The following is a 14,162-nucleotide window of genomic DNA, read 5'->3' as shown; positions in this document are numbered from 1 at the left end:
TTTAAGTTAGCCTACTTTTCAACTCAATGCGTTGGAAATTAAGCTATAAGCTATAAACCGAAAATTAAAAATTGAAAACGCCGTCATACTGAAAAGCATGACGGCGTTTTTGTATCTTGTGTCTAGCTAAGTTTCTATGTAACTATCCTTGATGGGTCACTAACTCTTTACATCAGAACTTTACAATTAGAAGCGGTTAGTGAATCACCAATCGAACTTACGCTTTTTTCCGACTGCTGATCTGATTATTCACCTTTTACATCGAATTCAATCTTCTCTGCGCCAGTGAACACTTGGAAACGCAGGCCTTTCGCGCGAGCAATGGTTGTGATACCAAATTGCTGAGCCAAATCTAAACCCATTTGCGTTACGCCTGAACGTGATAACAGAACAGGAATACCCATCTGCGCCACTTTGATGACCATTTCAGAAGTCAGGCGGCCAGTAGTGTAAAAAATCTTATCTTCACCTGACTCTTTGTTAAGCCACATCTCACCAGCCAACGTATCTACCGCATTGTGACGGCCAACATCTTCAACAAACGATAGAACCTTGTCGTCTTTGCAAACTGCGCAACCATGTACCGCGCCAGCTTTCTTGTAGGTGTCGTTGTAATGAGTCAGCGCTTCTAAAGCCGTGTAAATTTCAGATTGCTTAATCTTGGTCTGAGGCACTTGGTAATCTTCCAACTGCTTCATCACGTTACCAAACATAGTGCCCTGACCACAGCCAGAGGTCACTGTCTTCTTCTTAAGCGCTTGCTCAAGCTGGCTCGTATCTTCATTGGTAATAACCGCTGCAGAGCTGGTTTCCCAATCGATGATGATAGATTCAACCGCTTCAGGGTCAGAAAGGAAGCTTTGGTTCTTCAAATACCCCAAGACTAAGGATTCAGGGCGTGAGCCGAGCGTCATCAGGGTTACGATCTCTTTCCAGTTCAACATGACGGTAAGAGGGCGTTCACAAGCGATCTGTTTGGTTAGCTTCTCACCATATTCATCAAACACTTCAACTTCGATTGTTTGAAGTGGGTTTTCACTAGTTTTTATTATGTTTGGTTTTACCACAGTCACGTCCTACTTAATGAGATAGCGATTTTAAGAGATAAGAAGTTAACAAGAGGGTCTAACGCCGATCTTGTTCATCGATTCTTTAACTCATGCTTAAAGCAAATCTTATTCCAAAATAACGGGTATTCAGGAAAACATGAAGCATTCGATTAAAATAGCGCAAAATATGAGAGTTCACCGAGTGGAGTTGTCTGAATTTACGTGTATCGACTACCGTTATAGATACGACTTAATAACGAAAGCCATCATGTAAGATGGTAAAAGTTAACATGTATTGGCGTGTTTATTGCTTTATAGCGCTTATATGATTGAGCTAAGTACAAAATGTCCTAAGCACATTCAGACCAAAGAAAATCAATTGGGTGAAGTATGTCTGAGATAAAAGAATTCAAAGAACAATATGAAAAAACAGAAGCAGCTTGGCCAATAGGTGTCCAAAGAATAGAGAAAGAGATCAAGACAGGTATCTGGGTAACCACTCAATGGGAATTGATGGGGTTTGAACTGTCACCAGAAGATGACGCCCAAGACGTTTGTTTACTTCAACTACATAAAGATGAACGTACAGACTATCGATTCAACCTAAGCTCTCAGCAACCTAAGCTTTTCTTAGTAATGGATAATGTCGATTCTGATGTTAAGCCCGTCATTCAGTTACTTACTGCCTCACAAACCGTTGCAGGGCAATACATGGACGGTGACAACCAAGTGCTTTCCTACGACATTCCTTTGCCCGTACAGGCTTGGATGGAAGCGTTCATCGGTCGTCATGGCGAGTTATTAGAAACAAGACGTAAGAAACGCAAAGGCGCGGGAAGATCAAATGGCAACTAACTTCTTTAGCCGTTGGTCTCAACGAAAGCTTGATGAATCCATTGACGAACCTTTGGAAGTAGAGCAAACACTGGAAGCACCAGAACTTACTTCTTCTGATTCTTCACCTTCTGAGATTTCGCCGGCTGAGCTTTCGTCTGAAATGGAAGCAGCAGCGCCTCAGTCTTTAGAGAGTGAAGCTTCAGAAACCAATGAAGACGTTCATGTTGCTGACGTTCAAGATCCCGCACCAGAAGCCACTGAAGATTTGTCTGTTGCCCAATTATTGGTATCAGAAGCCTCTGAAAGCGTAAAAAAAGCGGCATTGCGTAAACTATTCCTCTCAGAAGAGTTCAACATTCGTGATGGTTTAGATGATTACGACGACGATTACAGCAATTTGAAGTCTCTGTCTGAAGGAGTTGCAGAAACTCTTCGCGATTGGGTAAAAGACAAGACAGAAGAAGACACAGTAAACGAACCTGAACAAGCCGCTGATAATGAAGAAGAAACTTTGATTGATGAGGTTGATGACTCTATTAATGAAGCTGAAGAGACCGAGTCAGAACTCAGTGAAAGTGACGAAATTGCGGGTGAAGAAAAAGAACTGTATAAAAACACAGTGTCGGATGATAAAGCTACAATGTCAGACGAAGCTGACCTAAAAGAGGTGGGACAAAATATACCACACAAATAATAGGTACATTTTGACTAAACACTCAATGAACCGCTTGCGACAAAATGTCCCAAGCGGTTTTTTTATACGTACAATAAACGCCACAAAGCATTAAAGCACTGATATATAAGGATTATTAAACTGGCATGGCATTTGCTAAATAACGTTCATTATCAACTTTTTTTGTAGATAGACGAGTTCATGGTCTAACGAATGGCACACTAGCTAAAGAGTTAGTTGTTAACGGATTACTCAGCAAGTTCTCTATCGCTTACTACAATGAAGGTTGAACAGATTATCCATGTCCATAGATGGAACTGAGCAATGCTTAAACAATTATTAGAACAAGCAACTTCAAATAACGCTAAAGCAAGACTGTATGCATTTGAAAATACAGTAGAGTTAACAAATCTGATTCCACCTACTGTTAGCTACGAAAGCGGCGGTAATACACTTGTTATTGGTCCAACTGCGATCATAGAAAGTGCTGCGGCGCAATTACCTCAATTAACGAGCTTAACCTTATTGTCAACAGACGGCGAAAAGGGCACAAACCCAGAACTGTACTTCGCAAATTCGGTTCAAGTATCCGGTTTCCTTGGCACGTTTGAAGTCGTGATTGACAGTAAAGGCACATCAAGCAACTTGGCAAAAGTGGCTATTAATCACGATTGTTTCGATGTGGTTTTAGACCTGTGTCTGAATAGTTGCATGACTGAAGAAGTACCTGTTCCTGGGTATTACCCAGTAGGGCGCGGTTATCCAAAACTGGCTGAAGCGTTAGAAGAGATTCCAACGCTAATGGGTACTTTTGATAAGCCTAAGTTTTTCCGTCTAGACACCGACCTTTGTGCACACAGTTCTCGTGGCGTAAAAGGCTGTGAGCGTTGTGTTGATGCTTGTCCTGCTGGCGCACTATCAAGTGAAGGCTCAGATAAGAAAGGTCACAAGATCGAGATTAACCCTTATCTATGTCAAGGCGTGGGAACTTGTGCAACGAGCTGTCCTACAGAAGCGATTACCTATGCGCTTCCAAATCCTGACGATACCCAAAAATTCATTGAACGTACGCTAGCTAACTATGAACATGCGGGCGGTCTGGACCCAATCGTACTTATCTGTAGCTCACGTCATGAAACTTACAACGTGATGGCTCTTAAAGCGCTACCAGATAACGTGATTCCAATCGTTGTTGAAGAATTGCCTTCTATTGGTATTGATACTTGGTTTGCAGCGTTAGTGAATGGCGCAACTCAGGTTCTGTTTGCTGCTTCTCGCTTTATGCCAGAAACCATCATTCGTGTCCTAAATAACGAAGTAGGGATCGCTCAAGAGTTACTAGACCAAATCGGTGTTCCAAAAGAAACCATCGATATCCTGTATTTAGAATCTCTACGTGAAGGGCCTCCAACACTGTGTGTTGATTCGTTCGATCTTGCACTTGGCGATCTTCAAGGCAATAAACGTCAACGCCTATTCACAGCACTTGATGCGATGTCTTCATCTCGTATTCCGGTTGAAAACATTGTTGAGCTCCCTTCGAATGCGCCATACGGCACGGTTTCGTGTGAAAACAAAGATTGTACTTTGTGTATGAGCTGTGTGGCTGTGTGTCCAACGCGTGCTCTGCATACCGATGGTGCCTCTCCATCACTTAAGTTTGTAGAGCAAGACTGTATTCAATGTGGTCTGTGTGAAAAGGCATGTCCTGAGAATGTTCTTACTCTGACTCCTCGTATGAATTGGGTGAAAGAAGAGCGTCAACAAGCGGTTGTGATTCATGAAGAGAAAGCTGCGGAATGTTTACGTTGTCATAAACCATTCGCACCGCAGTCTATGATTGACATGTTACAAAATAAGTTACGCGGTCACTCTCATTTCTCAGATGAGACAGCAATTAATCGTATTGCGATGTGTGAAGACTGCCGTGTGGTAGACATGTTCGATTCAATGGCTCAAGACCCATTGAAACAATTGAAATACTAGGAGTTGGCCTTGGATACTAATTTGGATCAGGCACAAGAGCCTGAGCTCGCAAAAGAATTAAAGCAAGAACAGACACTAAGAACAGAAATCTATCTGGTTCTTTCTGCATTGTTTCGTAGCGCACCTTCTGAAGAGGTAATCGACTTTCTAAAGACGCTAGACATTGAAGCGTCTGAGAGTGCGATGCAAAAGGCTTGGATTGCGATTCAACAAGCGGCAACCGAATCAAACCGCGAAGCACTAGAAGATGAATATCAGAATCTTTTCATTGGCATTGGCCGCGGAGAGATTGTTCCATTTGGATCTTGGCACAGAACAGGATCGATGATGGAAAAACCATTAGCTGAGATTCGTCATGACCTAGAGCTTTTAGGCATTGAACGTGATGATCAAGTGAAAGAACCAGAAGATCATATTGCTGCATTGTGTGAAGTAATGGCGATGCTAATCGGCGAAGAAGAAGCGCTTCAACAAGCCGTTTTCAATAAGCATCTTGGTCCTTGGTTTAACTCTTTTACGCATCAGCTTGAAAGTGCAGAAAGTGCGAACTTCTACAAATCAGCAGCACAGCTATGTGAAGCATTCTTAACGTTGGAGCAGGTTCGTTTCAGCGTGAATACAAAAAGCAGTAAACACAAATTAAAGATTGATGTGAAAAACGTCACTGATTACGAGTAATCGAGCAGTACGCGATTATATCGATAGAGGGGCATGAAGCCTCCAAAAAGATCTACCGCAAGGTAAGGAAGCAATGATGAAAGATAACAAAGAAATAGATACAAGCCGTAGAGACTTACTCAAAGGTTTAACGACTGCAGCCGTTGCTGGTGCCGTTGTCGCTGGTACAACGAAAGTGGCAACTGCTTCAGAAACGGTTGAAATGCCGAAAGAAGACGTGAAGAAGACGGGCTATCGTGAAACGCAACATATTCGCGATTACTACGACACACTTTAGGAGATAACGGATGAAACTTGTCAAACGCTCCGATAGTGTGAGCAAAGAAACCAATCAGCTAGGCGTGTCTAGACGTGCCTTCATGAAAAACACTTCATTGGCTGCTGGTGGCGCAGTAGTAGGCGCAAGTCTATTCGCACCGGGCATGATGAAGAAAGCACAGGCTAAATCTGTCGATCCAGAAGCGAAAACAGAAGTGAAACGTACAATCTGTTCTCACTGTTCTGTGGGTTGTGGTATCTACGCTGAAGTTCAAAATGGCGTATGGACAGGTCAAGAACCTGCATTCGATCACCCATTCAACGCTGGTGGACACTGCGCGAAAGGTGCAGCACTGCGTGAGCACGGCCACGGTGAACGTCGTCTTAAGTACCCAATGAAATTGGAAGGCGGAAAGTGGAAGAAGCTTTCTTGGGAACAAGCGATTGAAGAGATCGGTAACAAGGCGCTAGAACTTCGTAAAGAGTCTGGCCCTGATTCGGTTTACTTCCTAGGTAGTGCAAAACACAGTAACGAGCAAGCTTACGCATTCCGTAAAATGGCGTCGCTTTGGGGCACGAACAACGTTGACCACCAAGCGCGCATTTGTCACTCAACCACAGTAGCCGGTGTTGCAAACACTTGGGGTTACGGTGCGATGACAAACTCGTTCAATGACATGCACAACTGTAAATCGATGCTGTTCATTGGTTCAAACCCTGCAGAAGCTCACCCTGTAGCAATGCAGCACATCCTAATCGCGAAAGAGAAGAACAACTGTAAGATCGTTGTGGCGGATCCTCGTCGTACGCGTACTGCTGCGAAATCTGATCACTATGTTTCTCTACGCCCGGGGTCAGACGTTGCGTTTATCTGGGGTGTGCTATGGCATGTCTTTGCTAATAAGTGGGAAGACAAAGAATTCATCCGCCAACGTGTATTTGGCATGGACGAGATCCGTGAAGAAGTCGCGAAGTGGAGCCCAGCAGAAGTTGAACGCGTGACAGGCGTAAGCGAAGAAGACGTTTACCACACAGCAAAACTGCTTTCTGAGAACCGTCCAGGTTGTATCGTTTGGTGTATGGGTGGTACTCAACACACGACGGGTAACAACAACACACGAGCTTACTGTGTACTTGAGCTTGCGCTAGGTAACATCGGTAAATCAGGCGGCGGTGCAAACATCTTTCGTGGTCACGATAATGTACAAGGCGCAACTGACCTTGGCGTACTGTCTGACACACTTCCAGGTTACTACGGCTTGTCTGAAGGTTCTTGGCGCCACTGGTCTAAAGTTTGGGACATCGACTTTGACTGGGTGAAAGGACGTTTCGACGACAACGCATACGGCGGTCAAAAACCAATGAACAGTGCAGGTATTCCTGTATCTCGTTGGGTTGATGGCGTACTTGAAGACAAAGACAAGATCCGTCAGCGCGAAAACATCCGTGCCATGTTCTACTGGGGTCACGCGGTGAACTCTCAGACTCGTGGTCCAGAGATGAAGAAGGCGATGCAGAAGCTGGATATGATGGTTATCGTTGACCCATACCCAACAGTTGCAGCAGTAATGAACGATCGCACAGATGGCGTTTACTTGCTTCCAGCAACCACTCAATTTGAAACTTACGGCAGCGTAACGGCATCAAACCGTTCTCTACAGTGGCGCGACAAGGTTGTTGAGCCTCTGTTCGAATCTAAGCCTGATCACGAAATCATGTACCTTCTTTCTAAGAAGCTTGGTTTCTCTGATCAACTGTTCAAAAACATCCGTGTTGAGAACAACCAACCATTGATTGAAGACATCACTCGTGAATTCAACAAAGGTATGTGGACGATCGGCTATACAGGTCAAAGCCCAGAACGTTTGAAAGAACACCAACAAAACTGGCACACGTTCCACAAAACAACGCTTGCTGCAGAAGGCGGCCCAGCGAATGGCGAGACTTACGGTCTTCCTTGGCCATGCTGGGGCAACCCAGAGATGAAACACCCAGGTACGCATATCCTTTACGATACGTCTAAACCAGTAGCAGAGGGCGGCGGTAACTTCCGTACTCGTTTCGGTGTCGAATTTGAAGGTCAAAGTCTATTGGCTGAAGACAGCTACTCAAAAGGCAGCGAAATCAAAGACGGTTACCCAGAATTCAGTGACAAACTGCTGAAACAACTGGGTTGGTGGGACGATCTAACCGCAGAAGAGAAAGCTTCAGCGGAAGGTAAGAACTGGAAGACTGACGTTTCTGGTGGTATCCAGCGTGTGGCTATCAAACATGGTTGTATCCCGTTTGGTAATGCGAAAGCGCGTGCGATTGTTTGGACATTCCCAGACCGCGTACCACTGCACCGTGAACCACTTTACACGCCACGTCGTGATCTTGTTGCAGACTACCCAACATGGGATGACAAGGAAGCAATCTTCCGTGTTCCTACGTTGTACAAATCAATTCAAGACCAAGACAAGTCTGCTGAATACCCAATAATTCTGACTTCTGGTCGTCTGGTTGAATACGAAGGTGGTGGTGAAGAAACCCGTTCTAACCCTTGGCTAGCAGAACTACAACAAGAGATGTTTGTTGAAGTGAACCCGAAAGACGCAAACGACATTGGCTTTAAAGATGGTGATGATGTTTGGGTTGAAGGTGCTGAGAAAGGCCGCATCAAGGTGAAAGCGATGGTTACTCGTCGTGTTAAACCGGGTTTAGCGTTCTTGCCGTTCCACTTCGGTGGTAAGTTTGAAGGTGAAGACTTACGTTCTAAATACCCAGAAGGCTCTGATCCTTACGTTATTGGCGAAGCTGCCAATACAGCAACCACATATGGTTACGACCCTGTCACGTTGATGCAGGAAACGAAAGTAACCCTTTGTAATATTCGTAAAGCGTAAGGAGTCTTAAAATGGCTAGAATGAAATTTCTTTGTGACACCAAACGTTGTATCGAATGTAACGGTTGTGTCACTGCATGTAAGAACGAAAATGATGACGCTCTGGAATGGGGTATTCAACGTCGCCGCGTTGTGACACTGAACGATGGCGAACCGGGTGAAAACTCTATCTCAGTCGCATGTATGCACTGTACTGATGCCCCTTGTATGGCAGTTTGCCCAGCAGACTGTTTTGAACATACAGAAGACGGCATCGTACTTCACAATAAAGATCTATGTATCGGTTGTGGTTACTGCTTGTTTGCTTGTCCATTTGGCGCACCTCAATTCCCTAAACAGGAAGCCTTTGGTGAGCGCGGTAAAATGGACAAATGTACCTTCTGTGCTGGCGGCCCTGAAACAGAACCAGGTTCTGCGGAAGAACGTCAGAAGTACGGTGCGAACCGTATTGCTGAAGGCAAGCTACCAATGTGTGCTTCGCTTTGTTCGACAAAAGCGCTGCTTGCAGGTGATGCTGAGCAAGTCTCTGATATCTTCCGTCAGCGTGTTGTAGAACGTGGTGCGAAAGGTGCTGGTTGGACAGACGGCAACGACCTTTCTTACGATGCGATGAAGAGCTAGTTAGGAGAGACATATGCTTACAATGTTTAAGCGTCTCTTCCTTGTTGTGCTGCCGATGTTGGCAGCACTAACAATGCTGTCTCCTTTGAGCCATGCATCTGAGACGAACTCATCACAAACTCAATCGAGCTCTGCTGAAAGAGAAATCACACAACTTGCTGGCGCTGATTTTTGGCGACAAGTAAGAAACGGTGAGGAAGGTTACACCACATCTCAATCGGCTGAGCACGGTGTGTTAATCAGTACGCCCGGTCAAACGTGGTACATATTGAAAGAGAAGTGGATGTCACCAGCCGGTGCCGTCGCTATCTTTGGCAGTATTGCTTTCGTGACTTTGATGTACGTTGTGATTGGCCCATTAATGCTGAGTGCGCCAAGAACTGGCCGTAAGATCAAACGTTGGTCTCGACTGGATCGTGCGTTGCACTGGAGCATGGCGTTTACTTTCTTAACGCTCGCGTTCAGTGGTTTGATGTTGGTTTACGGCAAGCACTTTTTGAAGCCGTACATTCCAACTGACCTTTGGGGCTTTATCGTTCTATTGGCGAAGCAATACCACAACTACATCGGCCCGATTTTCTATGTGCTGTTGATGGCTGTTCTTATTAAGTGGTGGCGCAAGTCGACCTTCAAAATGGTCGATATCCAGTGGTTCATGAAACTGGGTGGTATGGTAGGGAAACATAAAGGTTCTCATCCATCGGCAGAGTTTTCGAACGCGGGTGAAAAAGCGCTATTTTGGCTGCTTATCATTATGGGTAGTGTCGCAGCGATCAGTGGCTTGGTGTTAGATTTCCCAATCTTTGGCCAAACACGACGTGATATGGAGCTTTCGAACTTAGTTCACATGCTTGCTGCTCTGATCCTTATTTGTGGTTTTGTGTTCCACATCTATATTGGCTTGTTCGGTATGGAAGGCGCACTAGAAGGTATGGTAACAGGCGAAGTCGATGAAACCTGGGCTAAAGAACACCATGACCTTTGGTACAAAGAAGTGATGGAACAAGAGAAAAACGGCGTTGAACAAAGCGCTAACGTAGCAACAGAGAAAATGGAAGGGGTGAATAAGAATGAACAAACCTCATAAGGGTATTTGGGTTGCTTACATCCTAAGCTGCTTTACACCATTTACTTGTCTTCTCTCTGGTGTGATTGCCATTATCTACGCGGGCTATCGTTTAGATAAAGGCGAAGACGGCGAAGTAGTGGATACCCATTACTACGGCTTGATTCGCTCGTTCTTCTTGAACCTGACGTTTTTTGTTGTGCTTATCGTTACGGTTGCGACCTCTAACGGCGTGTTGATCGGTGTGAACGATTACTGGTATCAAAACCATATTATCGATGACATCGCTTACTACATTCCATATGTGGGCATGTTATTTGGTGGTGTGGCGATTGTGGTGTGGTTTATTCGTATGTATCAAGGCATGCAGCGTTTAAGTCAAAACCTACCGCAAAACCCGACAACAGGTCCAAACCTTTAAGCGTTTATATGTAAGCCGTTCGGGTTACCAAACTCGATAATAGCTCCTTTACGATGAGTTAACTGTAATCAGCGAAAGACCTTAAAAGCCCTGTGATTCATTTCACTGGGCTTTTTGTCGTTTGGGCGCTAGGTAACTGATCTAATGCCTTATATTGACCGCATCAATATGGTGCAACTCCCTCAATTGGTGCAATCAGTTATCGAATATTTCCTCTCTCTGAGAACCAATAAAGTGCACTTTAGAAATTAACCATTAAAAATCATAAACTTAAAAACCAACCCTGTTGCACGTTTTTTGCGTAACCAAGTTGGAACACATCTTGCGTTTACTGTTGAGTCTTTAATTAATTACGACATCAATTCGCACGGTTCTAGTGCAATTGAGACAAAGCTAAGGGAGAGAGCTTTAATGAGTCAAACGGTCAACCAAGTTCATAGCGCAGTACAGAGCTTGACGCAGAGTTCGGATACTCTATTTTTATTATTAGGCGCGATCATGGTCTTCTTAATGCACGCAGGTTTTGCATTTTTGGAAGTCGGTACAGTTAGAAAGAAGAACCAAGTTAATGCGTTGGTCAAGATCCTCTCGGACTTTGGAGTCTCCGCCATTGCTTACTTCTTTATTGGTTACTGGGTCGCTTACGGCGCGCACTTTTTTGCCGACGCAGAAACGCTATCGCAAGGGAATGGATACGAGCTGGTTAAGTTTTTCTTCCTAATGACCTTTGCTGCAGCGATTCCAGCGATCGTTTCTGGTGGTATCGCAGAGCGCGCACGTTTCTATCCAATACTCATCGCAACACTTTTCACCGTTGGTTTCATCTACCCATTTTTTGAAGGCATCATCTGGAACGGTAATTTTGGTTTCCAAGATTGGCTTGAGGCGCAATTCGGTTATGGCTTCCATGACTTCGCGGGCTCTGTTGTCGTTCATGGTGTTGGCGGCTGGATTGCATTGGTCGCGGTTTACTTCCTTGGCATGCGCAAAGGCCGTGTCCGCGCCGGCAAACACACTAACTTCGCACCATCAAACATCCCTTTCTTAGCACTAGGTTCTTGGATCTTATGTGTGGGTTGGTTTGGCTTCAACGTGATGTCAGCTCAAGCTATCAATGGTATCAGCGGTCTCGTGGCGATGAACTCACTCATGGCAATGGTCGGCGGTATTCTTGCGGCTCTAATTGCAGGTAAAAATGACCCAGGCTTCATTCACAATGGACCTTTAGCTGGTCTCGTCGCTATTTGTGCAGGCTCAGATTTAATGCACCCATTAGGTGCTTTGGTGACTGGCGGCGTTGCAGGCGCATTGTTCGTTTACTTGTTCACTTACATGCAGAACAAAACACAGATAGATGATGTGCTAGGTGTGTGGCCTCTGCACGGTGTATGTGGTGCATGGGGTGGCATTGCAGCGGGTATCTTCGGTCAGCAAACATTCTGGGGGCTAGGAGGCGTAAGCTTTACCGCTCAGGTGATTGGGACGCTAGCGGGCATTACGGTAGCTTTAATCGGTGCATTGGTTGTCTACGGTGTGTTGAGCAAAGTAACGGGTCTGAGGTTAAGTGAAGAAGACGAATTTAACGGCGCGGATCTTTCAATCCATAAGATCTCGTCTATCAACGAAGACTAACGTCGTTCGTTTTGATGGGGTAAAGCTACATCTAGTAGACATCAGTTAACAAATCTAAGCGGCTTCGGTCGCTTTTTTATTTCTGTGAAAAGCAAAACAGAGAGTTTGAGTAAGAACGGCAACAACTATCAAGCGAGTTATGTCACAAATAGCCAATGAATTCAGTTGGCTAAGACTATGGTCTAATCCCTAAAACTATTGTTGGAATTTGAACAGTGCTAAGCTGTTACCAAGTGACATATTGAAAAGGACGTTATATGCATTTCCCATATCGAAATATCGTAATTCTTACTGGCGCCGGTATCTCTGCGGAGTCGGGGATACAAACATTCCGAGCACAAGACGGATTATGGGAAAACCATAAAATCGAGGATGTTGCGACACCTGAAGGTTTTGCAAAAGATCCTGACCTTGTACAAGCGTTTTACAACAAGCGTCGTCATGGATTACAGAGTGAAAGTATCTTTCCAAATTCAGCCCACAAGGCGCTAGGAGAGCTTGAAGATAAGCTCGACGGTAAAGTAACCATCATCACTCAGAACATCGACAATCTGCATGAGCGCGGTGGTAGCAGCAATATCATCCACATGCACGGTGAGCTTCTTAAGGCACGTTGTAGCGAGTCAAACCAAGTTCTAGAGCACAAAGACGACATCCATACTGGTGAATTGTGCCATTGTTGCCAGATACCAGCTCAAATGCGTCCTCATATTGTGTGGTTTGGCGAAATGCCTTTGAGAATGGGTGACATCTATTCTGCACTCGAAGAAGCAGACCTGTTTATCTCTATCGGGACATCAGGCGTGGTTTATCCTGCTGCAGGGTTTGTACATGATGCTAAAATGCATGGAGCACATACGATCGAGATAAACCTCGAACCCAGTGCGGTTGAAAGTGAGTTTGAAGAGAAACGTTACGGTAAGGCGAGTATCGAAGTACCTAAGCTTGTCGGTGAGCTATTGCTGTCAGAGAAGGGGTCTCTAACGGCCTGACCCTTGTGCCAATAAATTGATTGACCCGCTTAAGGTTGGAACTTGAGAGCTCGTTATCAGCAACAGTTATCATTTATCATTTATCATTTATCATTTATCAGTGGCAAACTGACATTTATTCAGATGAGGCTCTAGTCATCAGTTTGCCTTGTTGTCTCTATATTCAGGTAATTTGTTTCTAGATTAGGACAAGACGTGCACCAAGAGTTTTGAACAGGTCGTTGAGCTTTTTTCATTTCGTACATCGCTTTATCGGATTCAACCAATGCCTGTTTAAAATTATCTCGGCTGGTCACTTCGATACCGTAAGAAAAACTGATGTTCTCACCATGCAGTAAGTTATTGACTTGGCTGACAAACTCACCACCACGACCGAGTTGAGCCGTTGCAACAAACTCATCACCACCCACTCTAAACACCATTTCATCTTCCAAAGCAGTTTGCCTCAGAGCCTGAGAGAAACGAACAATCATTAAATCTCCAACTTTGTGGCCTTTAAGGTCGTTTGTCTCTTTTAGTCCATCTAAGTCGAAGTAAATGAGCTCAAACTCTGCAAGTTTGATCGCGTCAAACTTCTTGCGATTATACAAACCAGTAAGCTCGTCGCGTTTACCTTGGTCTTTGATCTTGCCAGTTAATTCAGTAATACCGTAAGCAATCAATAAAAATGCTATTTGTAGCAACCCGTCTTCCAAGAAGGTATCTATTAGTTCATTTTGGTCAGCCCACTCATCAAGATGTTTAAGCTCGGTTGATACGTCATAAAACAGGTTAAAAATGAGTAATAGAGCGCCGTAGCGAAGAGCTTTGTGGGGACGAATGGCGTGACGCGCAACATAATAGATGTACATAGTGATCACGAGGGTATTTGTTTCGAAAAACAAATCATAATTTGAATCAATATGAATAAATGAACTCAGGCCAAGCATCAACAGTGACGCTAACAGCATAAAAGTCACAACTAACAGGATAGGGTTTGCTTGCATATGTAATCGCACTTCGTATTGTTTGCTTAATCCTATATAAATTTTGAATAAAAATAAAGCGGCTTACGCCGCTTTATTT

Annotated in this window: 13 protein-coding genes; 11 read left to right on the top strand and 2 right to left on the bottom strand. The window is 44.5% G+C overall.

All coding sequences use genetic code 11. The features are described 5' to 3' along the window. Nucleotides 1-245: 245 nt before the first annotated feature. A complete protein-coding gene (gene fdhD, locus OCV30_RS07460) occupies nt 246-1,067 on the bottom strand; it encodes a formate dehydrogenase accessory sulfurtransferase FdhD (RefSeq protein ID WP_009846735.1) in 822 nt (273 codons plus the stop codon). A gap of 372 nt (nt 1,068-1,439) precedes the next feature. Here fdhD and OCV30_RS07455 point away from each other — a divergent pair, with 372 nt between their 5' ends. From OCV30_RS07455 to cobB, 11 genes are all read left to right on the top strand, one after another. Continuing rightward, the gene (locus OCV30_RS07455) at nt 1,440-1,904 is read left to right on the top strand and encodes a DUF3305 domain-containing protein (RefSeq protein ID WP_065680383.1); all 465 of its coding nucleotides are present in this window, start codon (nt 1,440-1,442) and stop codon (nt 1,902-1,904) included. Further along, nucleotides 1,894-2,580, top strand: coding sequence for a DUF3306 domain-containing protein (locus OCV30_RS07450; RefSeq protein WP_065680382.1), 687 nt, complete (start codon nt 1,894-1,896; stop codon nt 2,578-2,580). Before OCV30_RS07455 ends, OCV30_RS07450 begins: the two co-directional genes overlap by 11 nt. A 303-nt stretch (nt 2,581-2,883) precedes the next feature. Then, nucleotides 2,884-4,545 carry a 4Fe-4S dicluster domain-containing protein gene (locus OCV30_RS07445; protein WP_065680381.1) on the top strand — a complete coding sequence of 554 codons (1,662 nt, stop codon included), beginning with the start codon at nt 2,884-2,886 and terminating at the stop codon, nt 4,543-4,545. Nucleotides 4,546-4,554: 9 nt separating this feature from the next. Beyond that, a complete protein-coding gene (locus OCV30_RS07440; RefSeq protein ID WP_065680380.1) occupies nt 4,555-5,223 on the top strand; it encodes a TorD/DmsD family molecular chaperone in 669 nt (222 codons plus the stop codon). Between the two features lie 76 nt (nt 5,224-5,299). Further along, nucleotides 5,300-5,500 (top strand): twin-arginine translocation signal domain-containing protein, encoded by a 201-nt coding sequence (locus tag OCV30_RS07435; protein WP_029222953.1) that lies wholly within the window; start codon nt 5,300-5,302, stop codon nt 5,498-5,500. Between the two features lie 10 nt (nt 5,501-5,510). After that, the gene (locus tag OCV30_RS07430) at nt 5,511-8,366 is read left to right on the top strand and encodes a formate dehydrogenase subunit alpha (RefSeq protein WP_065680379.1); all 2,856 of its coding nucleotides are present in this window, start codon (nt 5,511-5,513) and stop codon (nt 8,364-8,366) included. 11 nt (nt 8,367-8,377) lie between these two features. Further along, nucleotides 8,378-8,986: a formate dehydrogenase FDH3 subunit beta gene (gene fdh3B / locus OCV30_RS07425; RefSeq protein ID WP_065680378.1), complete on the top strand. Its 609-nt coding sequence runs from the start codon at nt 8,378-8,380 to the stop codon at nt 8,984-8,986. 13 nt (nt 8,987-8,999) lie between these two features. Then, entirely contained in the window at nt 9,000-10,073 is a 1,074-nt protein-coding gene (locus OCV30_RS07420) for a formate dehydrogenase subunit gamma (protein WP_065680377.1), read from the top strand. Then, nucleotides 10,057-10,473 (top strand): hypothetical protein, encoded by a 417-nt coding sequence (locus OCV30_RS07415; RefSeq protein WP_010440849.1) that lies wholly within the window; start codon nt 10,057-10,059, stop codon nt 10,471-10,473. The genes OCV30_RS07420 and OCV30_RS07415 overlap by 17 nt, the downstream gene beginning before the upstream one ends. A 411-nt stretch (nt 10,474-10,884) precedes the next feature. Continuing rightward, complete coding sequence (locus OCV30_RS07410) at nt 10,885-12,105, top strand: ammonium transporter (RefSeq protein WP_065680376.1); 1,221 nt, start codon at nt 10,885-10,887, stop codon at nt 12,103-12,105. 257 nt (nt 12,106-12,362) lie between these two features. Further along, nucleotides 12,363-13,097, top strand: coding sequence for a Sir2 family NAD+-dependent deacetylase (gene cobB, locus OCV30_RS07405; RefSeq protein ID WP_065680375.1), 735 nt, complete (start codon nt 12,363-12,365; stop codon nt 13,095-13,097). A 131-nt stretch (nt 13,098-13,228) separates the two neighbouring features. On the opposite strand, the gene OCV30_RS07400 is transcribed toward cobB, so the two are convergent. Then, on the bottom strand, nt 13,229-14,095 hold the full coding sequence (locus tag OCV30_RS07400; protein WP_065680374.1) for a GGDEF domain-containing protein: 867 nt from the start codon (nt 14,093-14,095) through the stop codon (nt 13,229-13,231). Between the last annotated feature and the right edge of the window lie 67 nt (nt 14,096-14,162).

It is taken from the genome of Vibrio atlanticus (assembly GCF_024347315.1).
Lineage (GTDB): Bacteria > Pseudomonadota > Gammaproteobacteria > Enterobacterales > Vibrionaceae > Vibrio > Vibrio atlanticus.
The sequence above is the reverse complement of the archived record's forward strand: the minus strand, read 5'-3'. Positions and strand labels throughout refer to the sequence as shown.